This is a genomic window from Croceicoccus mobilis (assembly GCF_001661965.1).
In the GTDB taxonomy this organism is placed as follows: domain Bacteria; phylum Pseudomonadota; class Alphaproteobacteria; order Sphingomonadales; family Sphingomonadaceae; genus Croceicoccus; species Croceicoccus mobilis.
Window position 1 is genome coordinate 88,517 of record NZ_LYWZ01000011.1, and the last position, 19,218, is coordinate 107,734.

Genomic DNA, 19,218 nt, shown 5'->3' on the forward strand with positions numbered 1-19,218 from the left:
GTCAGAAAGGCTCGGGCATCAAAACAATCAAGCCGCAGTATCGGGGCGGTACACCAACAGCACCTGCGCCTGCGCGGCAATACCTTCGCCCCGGCCGGTAAAGCCCAGCCGTTCCGTGGTGGTCGCCTTCACTGAAATGGCGTCCGTGTCAACAGCCAGCAATTCCGCCAGCCTTTCGCGCATCGCCTGTCGGTGAGGGCCGACTTTGGGCGCTTCGCAAATAATGGTAAGATCGACATTGCCGATCGCATATTTTCTTGCCGCAGCCAGCTTCACCGCATGCGCAAGGAATATCGGAGAGGCCGCGCCCTTCCATTGTGGATCGCTGGGCGGAAAATGATCACCGATGTCACCTTCGGCGATTGCGCCGAGAATCGCATCGGTCAGGGCATGCAGCGCGACATCGGCATCACTGTGGCCCGAAAGCGCGTGGTCATGCGCGACATGCACGCCGCAAAGCCACACGCCATCGCCGGGCACGAGCCGATGCACGTCATATCCGCTGCCGCTGCGAAAGGGCAGCACCGTGGTCTCGGTCACGAAATCCTCCTGATAGGTCAGCTTGGCAAGGCGCGCATGGCCATCGACCAGCGCCACGCCCATACCGGCGGCGCGCAGGACCTGCGCATCATCGCCAGCGGTCAATTGGCCCTGCCAGGCCTGCTGGGCTGTGTGGATCGCATCGAAGCGGAATGCCTGCGGGGTCTGGACCCGGCGCAACTGTTCACGCTCGGCAGGCGCGCCCATCAGTTCGCCATCGGTTTCGATCATGCTGTCCACGACGGGAAGAACGGGTATCGCACCCGGAGTTTCCCGAAGCGCGGCCAGCAGGCGATGCGCGACATCCGGGGGAAGGTCGGGCCGCGCGGCATCGTGGATCATCACGCGGTCGGGGCGCGGTGTCATGGCGGCAAGCGCCTCCAGCCCCGATTGCACCGATGCCTGCCGCGTTTCGCCGCCGGTCGCGAAGACAATACCCTCCACATTGCCGATCGCATCGCTGGCGCGCTTTTCCTCGCCCGCCGGGATCACCACTACGATCGGGCCGTCCATCGCTTCACGAAGCGCCTTTGCGGCAAAGCCCAGAACCGTTGTGCCGCGATAGCGCGCATATTGCTTGGGCAAGCCAAGTCCGGCGCGCTTGCCGCTGCCGCCTGCAACGATGATGCCTGCGCAATCGCGCGCAATGGGAATGTCCGCTGTTTCGGCCATGGACGGAGCCGCTACAGCCTTGATGCCATCTGGGCAATCGACTATGCGCCTTGCCTATATTTTAGGCAGATTGATGATTAAACCGCAGACACTCCCTCCGGCTCCTGAACTGGCCCCAATCAATATCGGCAATGTCGCCGTGGCAACGCCTGTCGTTCTCGCCCCGATGACGGGCGTGACCGACCTGCCGTTCCGGCAGCTGGTGCGCCGCTATGGCAGCGGCCTCAACGTGACCGAGATGATCGCGAGCGAGGCGGCCATCCGTGAAACCCGCCAGTCGGTGCAAAAGGCCGCATGGCACGAAACGGAGAACCCCGTCTCGATGCAGCTGGTGGGCTGCGACCCGCGATCCATGGGCGAAGCGGCGAAGTTGAACGAGGATCGCGGCGCGGCAATCATCGACATCAATTTCGGCTGCCCGGTCAGGAAGGTCGTCAACGGCATGGCAGGCTCCGCGCTGATGCGCGACCTGCCGCTGGCCACCGCGCTGATGAAAGCGACGATCGAGGCAGTGGACGTGCCGGTCACGGTCAAGATGCGCATGGGCTGGGACCATGCGTCACTGAATGCTCCCGAAATGGCGCGCATCGCCGAAGATCTGGGTGCGAAGATGGTCACCGTGCACGGCCGCACGCGTAATCAGATGTATAAGGGTAGCGCCGACTGGGCTTTCATCCGCAATGTGAAGGAAGCGGTGTCGATCCCGGTCATCGCCAATGGCGACATCTGTTCGATCGAGGACGCCGCTCATGCGCTGGATCAGAGCGGCGCCGATGGCGTGATGATCGGACGCGGCGCCTATGGCCGCCCGTGGCTGCTGGGTCAGGTGATGGACTGGCTGGAAGGGCGCGACGTGCGCCCCGATCCGACGCTGCTCGAACAATTCGAGCTGGTGAACGAGCACTACCGCCTGATGCTCGATCATTACGGCACCGACACGGCGGTCAAGATGGCGCGCAAACATCTTGGCTGGTACACCAAGGGGCTGAAAGGCTCTGCCGAATTCCGCAACATGGTCAATTTCATCGACGATGCGGACAAGGTGCTGGCCTCGCTGCGTGAATTCTACATGCCGCTGATCGACGCTGCCGACAGCAGCGAAGCCGCCAAGGTTCGCGCCGCGTGACGCTGACCGGCGCGATCGGCGAGGCGGTCCGGGCATCGCCCGACGCCGCGCGCCAGATCGCCAGCCTTCCCTATGCCGTCATCATGCTGCGCCCCGGCCACCGCATTGCCGCCGTCAACGGCGCGGGCGAACAATTGCTGGGGCAGGGTGCCCGCCGCCTGATGGGCAAGGCGCTGAAATCGGTCATCGATTTCGGCGAAACGCGGCTGCTGGCGATGATGGAGGACACCGATGTCCAGATCAACGCCCGCGACATGGCTGCCCGGATCGGCAAATCGGATGCCCGCCGTCTGCATGTCATCGTATCCCCGGTCGCAGGATGGGAAGGCTGGCAGACGCTTACGCTGATCGAACCGGCAGAGGTGGAGGCCCTGGAAGAGGGCGGCGGCGATCACCAGGAGGCCGCACTGCGCGCGCCCGAGATCCTGGCGCATGAAATCAAGAACCCGCTGGCCGGCATTCGCGGCGCCGCTCAATTGCTGGCGCGCAAGGCGAAACCTGCGGACCGGGCGCTTACCTCTCTCATCGCGGATGAGGTCGACCGGATCGCGGCATTGATCGACCAGATGCAGTCGCTTTCCAGTCGCTCGACCCAGCCGGCGACACCTGTGAACCTGCATGGCGCGATCCGCCGCGCCCGCGCCGTTCTGGAAGCGGGCGGCCATGATGGCGTCAGGATCCGGGAAGAGTTCGACCCGTCGCTGCCAAAAGTTTTCGTCAGCGCCGATGCGTTGGCGCAGGTGCTGCTGAACCTTCTTACCAATGCTGCCGAAGCGTGTGGAGAGAGTGAGAAGCCGACAGTCACGCTACACACCCGCTTTGCCAGCGGCATTCTGCTGCGTCAGGCTGGCGACGGCGCACCGATCCGCCTGCCGATCGAGATCCGCGTGACCGATAACGGCCCCGGCGTCGATCCCGCTTTGCGCGACCATATTTTCGAACCGTTCGTTTCTTCGAAGAAGCAGGGCCAGGGCCTCGGTCTCGCGCTAGTCAGGAAGCTGGTGCGCGACATGAACGGGCGTATTACGCATGAGCGCGACGAATTGCGCGGGCTTACCCATTTTCGCCTGCGCCTGCCGATGGTGGAAACCCGGCGGCGAAGCGCGACCATAACAACGGCGGACAAAGATCCGACCGGCAGGGAGAACAAGGCATGAGCGCTCCGGTCCTTTTGGTCGAGGACGATATCTCGATCGCCGTGGTCATTACCACCGCGCTTGAGGACGAGGGCCTGCAAGTCGTGCGCTGCGACACTATTGCCGAGCGCGACCGGCTGCTGAATTGCGAGCATTATTCGGCGCTGATCACCGATGTCGTGCTGAAGGATGGCGACGGCATCGAAACCCTGCCTGCGGTAAAGGATCGGCAGCCGGATATTCCGGTGATCGTGGTGTCGGCGCAGAACACGCTGGATACGGCCGTCCGCGCCAGCGACACCGGGGCGTTCGAATATTTCCCGAAACCCTTCGACCTTGACGAGCTGATCCGCGCCGTGACCGCCGCCATCGCGGCGAGCGAACCGGAAATCCACCCGGCAGAGGGCGAGGAGCACACGGAACTTCCTCTCGTCGGGCGATCAAACCCGATGCAGGCGGTCTATCGCATGATCACGCGCGTGCTGCGCAACGATTTGACCGTGCTGATTCTGGGCGAATCCGGCACCGGTAAGGAGCTGGTGGCAGAAGCGATCCACAAGCTGGGCCAGCGTTCACAGGGCCCCTTCGTCGCGGTCAACACGGCGGCCATTCCGGCGGATTTGATCGAATCCGAATTGTTCGGCCATGAAAAGGGCGCGTTCACCGGCGCGTTCGCCCGCCATATCGGCAAGTTCGAGCAGGCGAGGGGAGGCACGCTCTTCCTCGACGAGATCGGCGACATGCCCATGCAGGCGCAGACACGTCTGCTGCGCGCTCTGCAATCGGGCAGCATCCTGCGGGTCGGCGGGCGCGAGGAAGTGCCGATCGATGCGCGCATCATCGCTGCGACCAACAAGGACCTGGCTCCGCTGATCGAGGAGGGCCGTTTCCGAGAGGATCTCTATTATCGCCTGAACGTCGTCCCGATCATGCTGCCACCGCTGCGTGAGCGGGGCGAGGATATCGACGCGTTGGCCCGCCATTTTCTGGCAAAGGCATCGCGCGAAGGCCTGCCGCGCCGCGCATTGACCGACGATGCCGCGGCCCTGCTGCGTGCCCAGCCATGGCGTGGTAATGTTCGCGAACTCAGGAACTTCATCTATCGTCTTGCCCTGTTGGCGCGCGAAGACCTGATCGACCGCGCGTCAGTGCAATCCATGCTGGCAGAGGAGATCCCCACTCCGGCTCCGAGCTTGGGCAGTCCGACCCCTCCCTTCTCGGGCGCGAGCGACCTCGAAACCGCACTGGCCCGATGGCTGGCTGCCAATGCGCCCGAGCCGGGCCAGATCTATGCCAAGGCCATAGCCGCGTTTGAACGCCCGCTCCTGACCCATATGCTCGACACGACCGGCGGCAATCAGCTGCGGGCGGCGCGCATGCTGGGGATCAACCGGAACACATTGCGCAAACGCCTCGACGAACTGGATATCGACCCGGAGCGTTTTGCCGCACGAACGCGCAGCTGATCGACCGGGCCAACCGCCCGTCCGTGAAAGCGCAGCACTTATCCCACTGTTACAAAGCGGGGGCTTGAGTTTGCGCAACAGCAGTGTTGTATATCCGCAACGATGACTGGCGACCCGCAGCAGACCGACGAGCAGCAGAAGCACGCGCTCCCACAGGGAGGGCGTGACTGGCAGCGTTTGCTGCGACGGTTCAACATCATGTGGCACCGCGCCAATGGCTTCACCCTGCTGGAAATCGCGGCAGGGCTGGCGCTGGTGCTGGTGGTCATTTTCGGCTGGCTCTCGCTGGAGGATTCGAATGGCAGCGCATTGCTGCCTGTCGGCACTACCACGGCGCTGCTCGTCCTGACGCTGGTGCCGGCCATGGGCCTGATCGTGCTGATCGGTCGGCGGCTGGCATTGCGCCATTCGCGCAAGCTGACGGGAAGCACGGGCCGCATGCATGTGCGCCTCGTCTTCTTCTTCTCTTTGCTGGCGGCGGTGCCAACACTGCTGGTCGTGGTCTTCGCGTCCTTCATGTTCCAGTCGGGCGTGGAGTTCTGGTTTTCCGAACGATCACGCGGCCTGCTGGAGGATGCCAACGATCTTGCCCGCGGCTATTATGAAGAGAATTTCCGCGACATCGGCGACAATGCGATCGCGATGGCGGACGATATCCGCTTCTATCTCGACCGCGCGCCCATCACTTCGCCCGAATTTGCCGAGGCCTATACGCGGCAGGTCATCCTGCGCGAATTCGACAGTTCCGCCATCGTTGAGCGCGGTTCCGATGGCAATCTGCGCACCGCGGCCATCGTCGATCCGGAAAGCGATTTCACGCCCGCCACGATCGAACCCGATGTCTTCAAGCGGCTTGCCGCCGGCGAACGTTATGTCGTCAACGCCGTGGCGGAACGGACCGAGGCGGTTGCCCCGCTGGATCTCGAACGCGGCATCTATCTCTATACCTCACGCGAAAGCGATCCGCTGGCACTGAACCAGTGGCGCCGCGCGCAAAGCGTGCTTGCCAATTACAATGCGCTGACCGGCAATGTCCGCACCCTGCAACTGCGCTTCAACATCGCGCTGCTGGTGGTGTCGCTGGCGCTGGTCGGGCTGGCAGTCTGGTTCGCGCTGCGCTTTGCCGACCGGCAGGTCGGACCGCTTGCCGAACTGGTCGACGCGGCGAAAGACGTGGGCGCGGGCAATTTCGCAAGCCGCGTGCAAGGGCGCACCGGATCGGACGAGATCGGCCTGCTCAACCGCGCCTTCAACCGCATGACCGCGCAGATCGAGCGGCAGACGGCGGCACTGTTGACGGCCAACGAACAGCTTCACGAACGCCGCGCATTTATCGAGGCGGTGCTGGATTCCGCGACCGCGGGCATCATCTCGATCGACGATCGCGGCACGGTGCAGCTGATCAACGGATCGGCGCAGATGCTGCTGGTCGGGGAAGAGGGCGAGGAGCCGATCGGCAAGACGCTGACCGATATCGCGCCCGCGCTGGCAGAGCGCGTCGCCGATGGCGCCCCCAGCGGCATTGCCCAGATCCCGCGCGGCGGCGACATGCGCACGCTGGCGGTGAAGGTCGCGCGCACGACCCACGGTCACGTGCTGACGTTTGAGGATATCACGCGCCAGTTGCTCGACCAGCGCCGTGCCGCATGGTCCGACGTCGCGCGCCGCATCGCGCATGAAATCAAGAACCCGCTGACCCCGATCCAGCTTGCGACCGAGAGGCTGAACCGCCGCTATCGCCGCCAGATCGAAACCGATGGCGAATTGTTCGACGAACTGACCGCGACAATCATCCGGCAGGTCGGCGACCTGAGGAAGATGGTAGACGAGTTTTCCTCCTTCGCCCGAATGCCCAAGCCCAGTTTCCGGCGGGAAAACATCCTCGACCTCGTGCGGCAGTCGATGTTCCTGCAGGAAGTGGGGCACCCCGAAATCGCCTATCGGTTCGAGGCGGAAGAGGGCGACACCGCGGTCGATTGCGACCGCCACCAGGTCGGTCAGGCGATGACCAATGTCCTGAAAAACGCCGCCGAGGCGATCGAGGCGAAGAAGCTGGCCGAAGGTGAGGATTATCGCGGGCACATCGCGGTGCGGCTCCGGCCCGACAAGGAAGGCGTGACCATCACCGTTACCGATAATGGAGCGGGCCTTCCAAAACAGGGCGACCGGATCGTCGAGCCATATATGACCACGCGCGAAAAGGGCACGGGCCTTGGCCTTGCCATCGTGCAAAAGATCCTGGGTGAGCATGGCGGCCATATCGGGTTCGAAGCGGCGGAAACCGGAGGCACCACCGTGCGCCTGCGTTTCGCGCGCGACCCGCTGGCCGAAGAAGCCAGCCAGGGCAAGCAGGCCGCCGAATGAGCGCGCTTATGACAATAATGAAAAAGCAGGAAGACATCTGATGGCACTCGATATCCTTATCGTCGATGATGAACGCGACATCCGCGAACTGGTCGCCGGCGTGCTTTCGGATGAGGGGTACGAATGCCGTACCGCCGGCGACTCCAGCGCCGCGCTTGCCGCCATTGACGAGCGGCGGCCGAGCCTTGTGCTGCTTGATGTCTGGCTGCACGGATCGCCCATGGACGGGCTGGAAGTGCTGGATGCGATCAAGCAGCGTGAACCTGACCTGCCGGTCATCGTGTTTTCCGGGCACGGCAATATCGACACGGCCGTTTCCGCAGTCAGCCGCGGCGCGGTCGATTTCATCGAAAAGCCGTTCGAGGCGGAGCGACTGCTCATCATGGTCGAACGCGCGACCGAGACCGAGCGCCTTCGCCGCGAAAACGCGCAGCTGCGTCACGACGGCGGCGCGGGGTTCGAGGAATTCAACGGCAATTCGGGCGCAATCAACGCCGTGCGCGCCACATTGAAGCGCGTTGCCAATACCGGCAGCCGCGTGCTGATCACCGGCCCGGCGGGCGCGGGCAAGGAAATGGCGGCGCGCCTGCTGCACCACTGGAGCCCGCGTTCCGAAAAGCCCTTTGTGACGGTCAACTCCGCCCGCATCACCCCGGAACGTTTCGAGCAGGAGCTTTTCGGCGAAGAGTCCGATGGTAAGCTGGTGCGCGCCGGGCTGCTTGAGATGGCCGATGGCGGCACGCTCTATCTCGACGAGGTGGCGGACATGCCCGAATCGACGCAGGCCCGCATCCTGCGCGTGCTGACCGATCAGGCCTTTGTCCGGGTTGGCGGCAACCGGCAGATCCGCGTCGATGTGCGCGTTGCCTCGTCAAGTTCGCAGGATCTGTCGGAAGCGATTGCGGACCGGCGGTTTCGCGAAGATCTCTATTATCGCCTCAACGTCGTACCCGTCAGCGTACCGGGTCTTGCCGAAAGGCGAGGGGACATTCCCGTGCTCGCCGACCATTTTTTCGCCCGCTACGCCCGCAGCCAGGGCTATAACCCCCCTGAGATCAGCGACGAGGCCGTGGCCGTACTGCAAAGCTATGAGTGGCCCGGCAATGTCCGTCAGCTTAGGAATGTGGTCGAACGCACGCTGATTCTCGCTCCGCGCGAAAGGTTGGGCCAGATCGACGCCGACATGCTGCCGCCCGAGATCACTCAGGAGGAAAGCGGCGAATCGAGTGGCATTTCGGCCATGATGGGCATCCCCCTGCGTGAAGCACGCGAACAGTTCGAACGCGAATATCTACGCGTGCAGATCCGGCGCTTTTCGGGGAACATCTCGCGCACTGCATCCTTTATCGGGATGGAACGTTCGGCTCTGCACCGTAAGCTCAAGACGCTGGGCCTGACCGACCGAAAGGATGAACCCGCCTAAGGGTTTGCGGCATATTCGATTGCGATCATCGCTTTTTTCGGGATTGCTTTGCTGCATAGCAGCATTTAGAATTCACATTGCGTACGGGGCGAATGTACCCGCGCCCATCGGTCGGCCCCCGCCGGCCAGAACGCGGACGGGCAAAAATGCCTGCCGCCAACAAAAAACAGGAGTCCATGAGAATGGCCGGCAAGACGCTTAGCATCCGCACCAAGTCGGAAACCCCCGAGACCGAGGCAGCAGATGCATCCCCCGAAGCAATCGAACCCGCTGAAACCGCGCCAGCAGATGCACCTGCGGCAAAGCCCGAAAAGCTGAAAGCTCGCCCCGTCGCCAAGAAGGCACCGGCCAAGGCAGCTGCCAAACCGGCTGGCAAGGGACAGAATCTTCAGGACATCTTCCTTAATCACCTGCGTAAGCAGAAGACGCCTGTGACCATGTTCCTGGTGAAAGGCGTAAAGCTGCAGGGCATCGTGACCTGGTTCGACAATTTCTCGATCCTGCTGCGCCGCGATGGGCAGTCGCAGCTTGTTTACAAGCATGCGATAAGCACGATCATGCCGACGCAGCCCGTCGATGTGGAACTGTTCGAATTCGCCGAGGAAGCGCGCGGCAAGCGCATGCTTCAAGACGTGTTCCTGTCATCGGTCCGCGACGCTGGCGCTCAGGTGACGATGTTCCTGATCAACGGCGTGATGCTTCAGGGCCGGATCGCGGCCTATGACCTGTTCTGCATGCTGCTCGAACGCGAAGGCTATGTGCAACTCGCCTACAAGCATGCTATCTCCACCGTACAGCCGATCACCCATGTCGACCTTTCGGGCGACTGGTCGGAAGACGAATAACGGAGAGGCCCCCTGGCCGACGACATTTTTGGTAATGACGACGTAGCCGGCGAGGTTACGCGCGGTGCGCGTGCCCTCGTCGTGTTGCCCGATATCCGCAAGGACAACCTGCCCGATCCGGAATCCCGGCTCGAAGAGGGAAGGGGGCTTGCGCTCGCCATCGGGATCGAGGTCGTCGAAAGCTATATCATCCCGATCCGCGACGTACGCCCCGGCACATTGTTCGGGTCGGGCCAGATCGACCGGATCCGCGCCGATTGTGAAATGGCGGAGGCAGAGCTCGTCATCGTCGATGGCGCGCTTTCCGCGATCCAGCAGCGCAATCTGGAAGACGCGCTGAAGCGAAAGGTGATCGACCGGACCGGGCTGATCCTCGAGATTTTCGGCGAACGCGCGGCAACGGCGGAAGGGCGTCTGCAGGTCGAGCTGGCGCACCTGGATTATCAGGCAGGCCGGCTCGTGCGCAGCTGGACCCACCTTGAACGGCAGCGCGGCGGCTTCGGCTTCCTCGGCGGGCCCGGCGAAACGCAGATCGAGGCTGACCGCCGCATGATCCGCGATCGCATGGCGCGCCTGCGCCGCGAACTGGAACAGGTGCGCCGCACCCGCGCCCTGCACCGCGCGCGCCGGGGAAGGGCGCCTTGGCCCGTGGTCGCTTTGGTCGGCTACACCAATGCCGGAAAATCCACGCTTTTCAACCGCATGACAGGTGCAGATGTGATGGCGGAGGATCTGCTTTTTGCCACGCTCGATCCGACCATGCGCGCCATAGGTCTGCCGGGCGTCGAAAAGGCGATCCTGTCAGACACCGTGGGTTTCATCTCCGACCTTCCGACGCAATTGGTCGCCGCTTTCCGCGCAACGCTGGAGGAAGTGACCGGCGCCGACATCATCGTCCATGTGCGCGACATGTCGAGCGCGATGGCCGACGGCCAGAAGGTGGAAGTCGAACAGATCCTGGCCGATCTCGATATCAACACGGAAGAGGAGGGTGCCCTTCGGATTCCGGTGATCGAGGCGTGGAATAAATGGGACCAGATCGCGGACGAACGCCGCGAAGAATTGGCCGAACAGGCCGAGCGTGCCGATATTCCGGTCGTGCCGATCTCGGCGCTCACGGGCTTTGGAACCGATGCGCTGGAGCGGGCGATTTCGGCGATACTGACGCGTGATGCGCGTGTGCACGACATCATCGTTCCGACAAGCGACGGCAAGCGGATCGCATGGCTCCACGCCCATGGCGAGGTTCTGGGCGAGGAAGAGGTGAGCGATACCGAAACCGGTGAAGAGCCGCAGATTCGGATCACGGTCAGGATCGAGGACCGCGAATTCGGCCGTTTCGTCGCATTGGACGGTTAAGGATTATGCGCCTTTTCGCTGGCCTTTACGCGGTTCCATAGCGCGTCCTGGCTTTGAAGATCGAGGGCTGCGAAATCGACCCGATCTTCCGCGGCGAATGTTTCCATTCCGGCAAAGCGCCGCTCGAATTTCCGATTTGCCGCGCGCATCGCATCTTCGGCAGAGATGCCCTGTTTCCTGAGCCAGTTCACAGCAGCGAAGAGCATGTCGCCGGCTTCTTCGAACCTGTGCGCTTCGTCGGTGGCTTCGGCGAATTCGTCGATCTCTTCGTGCAGCTTGTCAGCAGCGCCGCTTTCATCTGGCCAGTCAAAGCCGACACGGGCTGCGCGCTTTTGTAGTTTTTCGGCACGGAGCAAGCCCGGCAGGCCTAGCGCCACGCCATCAAGCGCGCCCGTCTGATTTTTCTCGGCACGTTCGTTAGCCTTCAGCCGCTCCCAATTGGTGCGGACGCTTTCGGCGTCGGCGTTCTCACCATTGGCAAAGATGTGCGGATGGCGACGCTCCATTTTGGCAGAGATAGCTTCGGCCACGTCGTCGAAGGCAAACAGGCCTTTTTCCTCGGCCATGCGGGCGTGAAAGACGACCTGAAGCAGAAGATCGCCGAGTTCGTCCTTCAACTCGTCCATTGCTCCGCGGGCGATGGCGTCGGCGACCTCATGCGCTTCCTCCAACGTGTATGGCGCGATCGACGCAAAGTCCTGCGCCAGATCCCATTCGCAGCCCGACACGGGGTCGCGCAATTGCGCCATAATGGCGAGAAGCCGTTCGATGGGGGAGCGGTTCTCGATCATGCCGGATTGCCTCGAATGAAAGAGTGATAATCAATATTATGTAAAATAAAAGCGGGCATCAGGAGCCGGTCAACATTCCCATCACAAGCGTTACCGCGAGGAATATGGCGACCCACACCAACGCCATCTTGATCGTCCCTGACTGGCTGACCTTATGGCTGCGCCAGGTGCCTATCATAAGGATCAGCCAGCCCAACAGGCTTATCAACGAGACGATCGCAAGCGTGTTCAAAAGCCAAGCTCCATGCCGTCATACCCGACCAGCACGTTGGATGGCACCTCGTCACACAAGGTGCGATAATCCATGCTCTTATCGAGATGCGTCAGAACGGCGCGCTCCGCCCGAACAGTCTTGGCGAATTCGAGCGCCATGCCCAGATGCGCATGCGTCGGATGTGGATCACGCCGCAGACAATCGACGATCAAGAGGTCGCAGCCTTGCATGAGATTGACCATATCATCGGTAATCTCACTGAAGTCCGTTGCGTATCCAATTGATTTTTTACCATTATCAAACCGGAATGCCGTGCTGAAAACGGGACCGTGCGGCATCTCGCACCAGCGCACGCCCAGCCCGCAGACCATGCGAAGCCGGTCAAGGGAATCGATGTCGACGATGGTCGAATAACCGAATTGCCCGGCGAAAACATAATCGAAACGCCGCCGCAGACGCCTCACCGTCACCTCGTTGGCATAGCCCGGTATCGGACCCGCGCGCCCGAAACGCAGTGGTCGAAGGTCGTCGATACCGTGGCAGTGATCCGCATGGTCGTGCGTCCAGAACACCGCATCGATCCTGCCGATGTCGTTCGCCAGCAACTGGCTTCTAAGATCGGGAGACGTGTCGACGAGGATGCGCTGCCCCTCGGCCGTCTCGATCGCGATGGAAACCCGACTGCGTCGATTGCGCGGTTCGTTCGGGTCGCAGGCGCCCCAGTCGTTGCCGATGCGCGGCACGCCAGTCGAAGTGCCCGAACCCAGTATCGTGACCTTCACAGCGCCGCCTTTGAGAACAGGCGCGTGAAATTGGCCGATGTCGTTTCCGCCAATCGCTCAAGCTCCTCACCGCGCAGATCGGCTACGAATTGCGCGGTGTCAGCCACGAACGCGGGTTCGCAGGTCTTTCCGCGATGCGGGATCGGCGCGAGGAACGGCGCATCCGTCTCGACCAGCAGGCGGTCGGACGGAACGTGGCGCGCGGTTTCCTGCAGCTCCTTGGCATTCTTGAAGGTCACGATACCGGAAAGCGATATGGTGAGGCCGAGTTCCAGGACCGCCTTGCCGAAGGCATCCGATGCGGTGAAGCAATGGATCAGGGCGGGAAACTCGCCCTTCCCCTTCTCTTCGCGCAGGATCTGAAGCGTATCCTCTTCCGCATCGCGCGTATGGATGATCAGAGGAAGACCGGTTTCACGCGCCACGCCGATATGCATGCGAAACAACGCACGCTGCGCATCGCGGTCGGAATGGTCGTAATAATAATCGAGGCCGGTTTCACCGATGGCGATCACCCGGTCGTGCTCGGTCGCTTTCAACAGCTCGTCGGCGCCCAGATCGGGGTGCTGGTCAGCCTCATGCGGGTGGATGCCGACACTGGCCCAGACGTCGTCATTGCGCTCAGCCGTGGCGATGACATCGCCCCATTCACCCTGACGGGTCGAGATGTTGAGGAAGCCGCCAATGCCGCGGTCACGCGCGGCATCGAGGATCTCGTCCTGCCGCTCGATCAACCCCTTGTAATTGAGATGGCAATGGGAATCGATCAACATCAGGCCGCACCCTCGGTTTCGGTCAGTTCGAGGCGCGGGAAAACGCCGACCGGCTTCTCTACCTTGTAATCGCTAGCCGCGAGCGCGGCAAACCAGTCATTGTCGGCCAAGGCGGAATAATCGCGGGCATCTGCGGCGATGCCCATCTGGTCAAGCAGCCTGTCGATCGAACCGGGCACGACTGGCCGCACCGCAATGGCAAGATCACGAACGCAGCGGAACAGCACATTCAGCACCGCCTTCATCCGATCCGGATCGGTCTTCCGCAAGGCCCAGGGCGCCATCTCGTCGACATAGGCGTTGCAGGCGAACACGCCGCGCATCCATGCATCGAGGCCATCACTGAAGTCGAGTTTCCCGAAATTGTCGCGCAAGCCAGCAATCGCATCCGAGACCGCCGAAAGCAGTGCCGTGTCGGCCGCATCCTCTGGCAAACCGCTCTCAATAACTCCGTCCAGATTTTTGAAAATCATGGATAAAGTGCGCTGTGCCAGATTGCCGAAACTATTGGCCAGCTCGGCATTGGCGCGGGTGACGATGGCTTCGGCGGAATAGCTGCCATCCTGTCCGAAAGCGATTTCGCGCATCAGGAAATAGCGCAGCGGATCAACACCGAACTGTTCCACCAGCGCCACCGGGTCAGTCACATTGCCAAGGCTTTTCGATTCCTTCTGACCACGGTTCAGCAAAAAGCCATGCCCGAAGACCTGTTTCGGCAATGCAAGCTTCGCACTCATCAGGAAGGCGGGCCAATAGATCGCGTGGAAGCGCACGATATCCTTGCCGATCAAGTGCAGATCGGCCGGCCAGAACTTGGAAAAGTCATCTGTTTCATCGGGGTAGCCAAGACCCGTGAGATAGTTGGTGAGCGCATCGACCCACACATACATCACGTGATTATCGGCACCCGGCACCTTTACGCCCCAGTCGAAACTGGTGCGCGAAACCGACAGGTCTCGCAGTCCGCCTTCGACGAAACGCATCACCTCGTTCCGGCGGCTATCGGGCTGGATGAATTCGGGATTGTCACGATAGAGCGCGAGCAGTGGTTCGGCATATTTGGAAAGGCGGAAGAACCAGCTTTCCTCGACCGTCCATTCCACCGGCGTATCCTGCGGGGAAAGCTTCTCGCCCCCCTCGCCCGTTTTCAGCTCGCTCTCGTCGTAATAGGCTTCGTCGCGGATCGAATACCAGCCTTCGTAACGGTCGAGGTACAGGTCGCCATTGGCCTCCATCGCCTCCCAGATCGCCTGGCTGGCGGTGTGGTGGCGCGGCTCGGTCGTGCGGATGAAATTGTCATAGCTGATATCAAGAAGATCAAACAGACTTTTGAAATGACCTGACATTTCATCGCAAAGCTCACGCGGTGAGATACCAAGGTCACGTGCCTTTTGCGCCATCTTCAAACCATGCTCGTCGGTGCCGGTCTGGAACCGCACCTCTCGCCCGGATGCGCGCTGGAAGCGGGCGATCACGTCGGCGGCGATGGTTTCATAGGCATGACCGATATGCGGCTTGCCATTGGGATAGTGGATCGCGGTGGTGATATAAAAAGGATCGGCCATCAGGCCCCTGACTTTCTGATCTGGAATGGATCTGCGGGCATGGCCCGTCAGCTTTGCGCTAACCCTTAGGTGCCGAGGCGGCTGCCAGCAACCCGCCAATTTCGACCACGGTCAGCCCGGCATCGAAATTGGCATACGGGATCTCCGCCCCGAGCTTTACCAACGCCCCGTGCGTGTCGATCAGTCGCGCCTGATAAGCACGCGGAGCCATGCGGGCACTTTCGGCGCAAATGTCGCGGGCCAGACGGACGCTTGCCAGCAGGCGTTCGCGGTCCGGCCTTGCACCGATGGCACTGGCCAGAGCGCCACGGCGGGTGAAATCGGGATCGCCATGACGCATGATGGCGCGCAATTCGCGGGCGATCGGGGCAAGCTCGTCCTCGACAAAGGACAATGCCGCGCCCGGAGATCCCTGCGCAGCCTCCACCGCCGCATTGCGGGTTTCGATGCCGACATCGGGTTCGCGCGCGGCCACGATTTCCTCAATCTGCATGTCGGTCAGCGTGTGGAAGCGCAGCTGGCGACAACGGGAACGCACAGTGGGCAGCAGGCCACCGGGCCGATGCGCGACGAGCAGAAAGAAGCTGCCCTGCGGCGGTTCCTCAAGGCTTTTCAAAAGCGCGTTGACGGCGGATTTCTCCAGATCGTCGGATGCGTCTATGATAATTGCGCGGCGCGGCCCCAGCGTCGGGCGCGTTGTCAGACGGCGCTGCATCGTTCGAATCTGGTCGACGCTTATGTTACGCTTGCGGTTGAAAGGCTTGCCTTCGTCGCGCTTCTTCTCGTCATCGCTGGTCGCGGGTGGGCGCTGGAGCAGGATGATGTCGGGATGCGACAGCGGTTCGGGCTGCGGCACGCCGGGCTCGGCCACCAGTTCGGCGGCTGCCGACAAGGCAAAGCTTGCCTTGCCCAGACCGCGCTTTCCCGCCAGCAGCCAGGCGTGATGCATCTTGCCGCTACGCATCGCGGCATGCCAGCTGTTCCACGCAGCCTCATGGCCCAAAAGCTTCGGTGTCTCGCTCACGCCCCCTCCATCAACGGAGCCAGCGCGGCCATGATGCGGGCGTGCACCTCGTCGGCTGTGGCATCGCCGTCAATGCGCGCGAAGCGATCCGGGTCCTGCTTTGCCAGCAAAGCGAAACGGGCCCGCACGGCCGCGTGATATTCCTTTCCCTTCGCCCCGATCCGGTCGGCGGCATCGCCATCGCGCGCATGGGCGCGGGCGGCGGCCTCGGCCGGGTCAACCTCGATCAGGATCGTGCAGTCGGGCAGCAGGCCATCGCTGCCGATGCGGTGCAGGTCCAGGACGGCCTCGTCACCAATGCCCCCCGCCCCGCCCTGATAGGCGCGCGAGCTGTCGAGGAAGCGGTCGCAGATGACCCATTTACCCGCAGCCAGCGCCGGCCGGATCAGCGTCTCCACATGATCGGACCGCGCAGCGGCAAACAACAGCGCCTCTGCCTTCGGGTTCCAGTCAAGCGCCGTATCCAGCAACAGCGCGCGCAAAGCCTCGGCACCGGGCGTGCCGCCGGGTTCGCGGGTCGTCACGATATCCAGACCGCGCGCGGTCAACGCCTCGGCCAAGAGGCGGGACTGGGTGGATTTTCCCGCCCCCTCCCCGCCTTCGAAAGCGATGAAGCGTCCGCGTGTCGTCATGTCAGCCGAACAGGCCCAGAAAACCGTTGCGCAGGCGCTGCCAGCCATTGGCAGCCGGCACTTCCTCCGTCGCGACCAGATCGAAACTCGCAGGTTCTTCGCCGGCGCGCTGAACGATCAACTGCCCCACGGGCTGCCCCTTGCGGATCGGGGCCATGAGCGGGCCTTCGTAACGCATGATCACATTGGCTTCGGCTTGCTGGCCGCGGGGCACGGAAATCTTCACGCCCTGCGCCGCGGCAACGGGGACATGACGCGACGCGCCGCCCTGAACGCGGGCCTTACCCACGGGTTGGCCGTGGCCGAAAACGTAATCGGCGTCCCACTCGTCAAAACCCCACTGGATGAACTCGCGCGCGACCTTCTTGCGCTCACGGCTCGTTTCCGCGCCGCCCAGCACCATGATGAGGCGGCGATTGCCCTGCACCGCCGAACCGACGAAGCCATAGCCCGCCTCGTTCGTGAAGCCGGTTTTCAACCCATCGGCCCCCGGCACAGCCTCAAGGATAGGGTTGTGATGCTTTTGCGTAATGTCGTTGTGGGTGAAACTCAGGATCGAGAAATAGCGGCGATAAAGCGTCGGATGCTCGGTAATTAACGCACGGGCCAGAATGGCGAGATCGCGCGCGCTGGTATAGGTGCGCCCCTCGTCCGGCCAGCCATTGGGCGTGTTGAAATGGCTGTTCACCATGCCAAGTTTTTTCGCATTGGCATTCATCAGCGCGGTCCAGCCCTCGACACTGCCTGCAGCGCCGCTGGCCAGAATGACGCAGCCGTCATTGGCGGAGACCGTCGTGATCCCCTGCAGCAGCGTATCGACGCTGATCGTTTCCCCGGCAGAGGCGAACATGGTCGATCCCACCCCGCCCCATTCCTTGAAAATCTGGCGCGTCACCGGCATGCGCTGATTGAGCGTGATCCGCTTTGCATCCAAAAGTTCGAACGCGGTGTACATCGTCATCAGCTTCGTCAGCGAAGCGGGGATAAAGCGGCGATCCGCATCCTTTTCGTAAAAGGGCGCGCCGCCATCGGCATCCATGATCAGCGCGATGGGAATATTGCCAAGCGGCGGGTTTTCATAAGCGGGGACCGCCTGCTCCACCTGTACCGCCGAGGTCTGCGCGAAGGGCGGCGCAGGCGTCAGCGCCAGCGCGATTGCCGCCGAAGCCGCCGCAAAACGCCGCGGTTTGCCCATCATCATACTGCTCCTGCCTTCGCCCGGCCGATATGCCCGATCAACGGATCGCGTCGGCCAGCAGCCCTACCGAAAGGGCGTAATAGTTGGAACAGTTGTAGTCCAATATCACCCGGTAATTGCTGGTGAGGAGGTATGCTGGCTGGCCCGGACCATCGGGCTCGAACAGAAATGCCATGGCATCGTCGCCGATCGGCTTTTGCGGCACGACACCCAGCGCCTTCCACTCGCGGATCGTCTTCCACTGGCTGTGCCGTTCAAACACGCGTTCGCAGCGCGGGGCCGAAAGCTTCGTGTTATCGGCAGAGCGGTTATAGCCGCTCGGCACATAGGCGGGCACACCCCAGGGTTCGCCGCGCCGCCATCCGGCATCGACGAAATAATTGGCGATGGAGGCCAGCGTATCGGCCCGGCTGCTCCAGATATCGCGGGTGCCGTTACCGTCGCCATCGGCGGCAACACGCAGCCAAACGCTGGGCAGGAACTGCGGATTGCCGATCGCGCCGGCCCAGCTGCCGGTCAGCTGCTGGCGCGTGACGCCCTGATCCATCATCTTCAATGCAGCGATCAGCTCGCCTTCGAACAATTCGCGGCGGCGCCCTTCATAGGCCAATGTCGCCAGTGAACGGATCGTGTCAAAGCTGCCAGTATAGCTGCCATAATTGGTCTCATGCCCCCAGATGGCAATCAGGATCTGCCCTGGCACCCCATAACGCTGCTCAATCTGCGGCAGGACCGACGCGCTGGCGGCATAGGTGTTGCGCCCGCCATTGATGCGCGCGCTGTCGACATGGCGCGCGCGGTAGGGGGCAAAGGGCGGAAATGGCGTGCCGACGGGATCGGGCGCCTGCGGCCGATCAAGTTCCACCACGCGGTCGTTGATCGTCAGGCCCGACAGGCCATTCGCCACCGAGCGCGCCGAAACACCCTCGGCCCGCGCCCTGTTTCCGACCTGCTGGAGATATTCCTCAAAACCCGCCTGGGTATAGACCTGCGCGCTGGCAGGCGCGGCAGTGAAAACGGCGGTCAGGGCGGAGAAGGCAAGCGATACGCGGGCAAATCTGTTCATGAGCCAAGTCATGCCACAGCCCATGGGCCGTGGGAATCCCCGCTCATGGCTTATGCGACAAATGGTGAAGCGGATGACGACGATTTGCGTTCAAAGCTTTCGCATCACTGATGACAAGCCATGCGAAAGCCGCTAGCGGCGCTTTTCACAAGGACAGGTGGCCGAGTGGTTTAAGGCAGCGGTCTTGAAAACCGCCGTGGGTTCACGCTCACCGTGGGTTCGAATCCCACCCTGTCCGCCAA

The 19,218-nt window shown here is 62.4% G+C and carries 17 protein-coding genes and 1 tRNA gene; 8 read left to right on the forward strand and 10 right to left on the reverse strand.

Annotation, left to right across the window (positions count from 1 at the left end; all coding sequences use genetic code 11):
* Nucleotides 1-27 precede the first annotated feature (27 nt).
* A complete protein-coding gene (locus A9D13_RS03185) occupies nucleotides 28-1,212 on the reverse strand; it encodes a bifunctional 2-C-methyl-D-erythritol 4-phosphate cytidylyltransferase/2-C-methyl-D-erythritol 2,4-cyclodiphosphate synthase (protein ID WP_066769995.1) in 1,185 nt (394 codons plus the stop codon).
* Nucleotides 1,213-1,285: 73 nt separating this feature from the next.
* On the opposite strand from A9D13_RS03185, the gene dusB reads away from it, so the two are divergent.
* From dusB to hflX, 7 genes are all read left to right on the forward strand, one after another.
* The gene (gene dusB, locus A9D13_RS03190; protein WP_066769998.1) at nucleotides 1,286-2,338 is read left to right on the forward strand and encodes a tRNA dihydrouridine synthase DusB; all 1,053 of its coding nucleotides are present in this window, start codon (nucleotides 1,286-1,288) and stop codon (nucleotides 2,336-2,338) included.
* Nucleotides 2,335-3,495, forward strand: coding sequence for a two-component system sensor histidine kinase NtrB (locus tag A9D13_RS03195; RefSeq protein WP_229665492.1), 1,161 nt, complete (start codon nucleotides 2,335-2,337; stop codon nucleotides 3,493-3,495). The genes dusB and A9D13_RS03195 overlap by 4 nt, the downstream gene beginning before the upstream one ends.
* Nucleotides 3,492-4,940: a sigma-54-dependent transcriptional regulator gene (locus tag A9D13_RS03200; RefSeq protein WP_066770000.1), complete on the forward strand. Its 1,449-nt coding sequence runs from the start codon at nucleotides 3,492-3,494 to the stop codon at nucleotides 4,938-4,940. The genes A9D13_RS03195 and A9D13_RS03200 overlap by 4 nt, the downstream gene beginning before the upstream one ends.
* A gap of 102 nt (nucleotides 4,941-5,042) precedes the next feature.
* Nucleotides 5,043-7,304, forward strand: coding sequence for a sensor histidine kinase (locus A9D13_RS03205; RefSeq protein ID WP_082922061.1), 2,262 nt, complete (start codon nucleotides 5,043-5,045; stop codon nucleotides 7,302-7,304).
* Nucleotides 7,305-7,344: 40 nt separating this feature from the next.
* Nucleotides 7,345-8,727 (forward strand): nitrogen assimilation response regulator NtrX, encoded by a 1,383-nt coding sequence (gene ntrX, locus A9D13_RS03210; RefSeq protein ID WP_066770003.1) that lies wholly within the window; start codon nucleotides 7,345-7,347, stop codon nucleotides 8,725-8,727.
* Nucleotides 8,728-8,909: 182 nt separating this feature from the next.
* Nucleotides 8,910-9,572 (forward strand): RNA chaperone Hfq, encoded by a 663-nt coding sequence (gene hfq / locus A9D13_RS03215; protein WP_172808082.1) that lies wholly within the window; start codon nucleotides 8,910-8,912, stop codon nucleotides 9,570-9,572.
* Nucleotides 9,573-9,653: 81 nt separating this feature from the next.
* Entirely contained in the window at nucleotides 9,654-10,931 is a 1,278-nt protein-coding gene (gene hflX, locus A9D13_RS03220) for a GTPase HflX (protein ID WP_229665494.1), read from the forward strand.
* Here the strand turns inward: hflX and mazG are convergent.
* From mazG to A9D13_RS03260, 9 genes are read right to left on the reverse strand one after another with little or no spacing between them, the layout of a single operon-like run.
* Complete coding sequence (mazG, locus tag A9D13_RS03225; protein ID WP_066770013.1) at nucleotides 10,928-11,722, reverse strand: nucleoside triphosphate pyrophosphohydrolase; 795 nt, start codon at nucleotides 11,720-11,722, stop codon at nucleotides 10,928-10,930. The genes hflX and mazG overlap by 4 nt on opposite strands.
* A 58-nt stretch (nucleotides 11,723-11,780) precedes the next feature.
* On the reverse strand, nucleotides 11,781-11,954 hold the full coding sequence (locus A9D13_RS20405) for a hypothetical protein (protein ID WP_156521901.1): 174 nt from the start codon (nucleotides 11,952-11,954) through the stop codon (nucleotides 11,781-11,783).
* Nucleotides 11,951-12,718 carry an MBL fold metallo-hydrolase gene (locus tag A9D13_RS03230; RefSeq protein WP_066770017.1) on the reverse strand — a complete coding sequence of 256 codons (768 nt, stop codon included), beginning with the start codon at nucleotides 12,716-12,718 and terminating at the stop codon, nucleotides 11,951-11,953. The genes A9D13_RS20405 and A9D13_RS03230 overlap by 4 nt, the downstream gene beginning before the upstream one ends.
* Entirely contained in the window at nucleotides 12,715-13,491 is a 777-nt protein-coding gene (locus tag A9D13_RS03235; protein WP_066770020.1) for a TatD family hydrolase, read from the reverse strand. Before A9D13_RS03235 ends, A9D13_RS03230 begins: the two co-directional genes overlap by 4 nt.
* Complete coding sequence (gene metG / locus A9D13_RS03240) at nucleotides 13,491-15,056, reverse strand: methionine--tRNA ligase (RefSeq protein ID WP_066770024.1); 1,566 nt, start codon at nucleotides 15,054-15,056, stop codon at nucleotides 13,491-13,493. Before metG ends, A9D13_RS03235 begins: the two co-directional genes overlap by 1 nt.
* Before the next feature lie 58 nt (nucleotides 15,057-15,114).
* Entirely contained in the window at nucleotides 15,115-16,080 is a 966-nt protein-coding gene (locus A9D13_RS03245; protein WP_066770027.1) for a DNA polymerase III subunit delta', read from the reverse strand.
* Nucleotides 16,077-16,712: a dTMP kinase gene (tmk, locus tag A9D13_RS03250; protein WP_066770030.1), complete on the reverse strand. Its 636-nt coding sequence runs from the start codon at nucleotides 16,710-16,712 to the stop codon at nucleotides 16,077-16,079. The genes A9D13_RS03245 and tmk overlap by 4 nt, the downstream gene beginning before the upstream one ends.
* Nucleotide 16,713: 1 nt before the next feature.
* Nucleotides 16,714-17,910, reverse strand: a complete 1,197-nt coding sequence (locus A9D13_RS03255) for a D-alanyl-D-alanine carboxypeptidase family protein (protein WP_172808083.1) — start codon at nucleotides 17,908-17,910, stop codon at nucleotides 16,714-16,716.
* A 37-nt stretch (nucleotides 17,911-17,947) separates the two neighbouring features.
* Nucleotides 17,948-18,988: a lytic murein transglycosylase gene (locus A9D13_RS03260; RefSeq protein ID WP_066770434.1), complete on the reverse strand. Its 1,041-nt coding sequence runs from the start codon at nucleotides 18,986-18,988 to the stop codon at nucleotides 17,948-17,950.
* A gap of 139 nt (nucleotides 18,989-19,127) precedes the next feature.
* Here A9D13_RS03260 and A9D13_RS03265 point away from each other — a divergent pair.
* Nucleotides 19,128-19,217, forward strand: a tRNA-Ser gene (locus tag A9D13_RS03265).
* Nucleotide 19,218 lies beyond the last annotated feature (1 nt).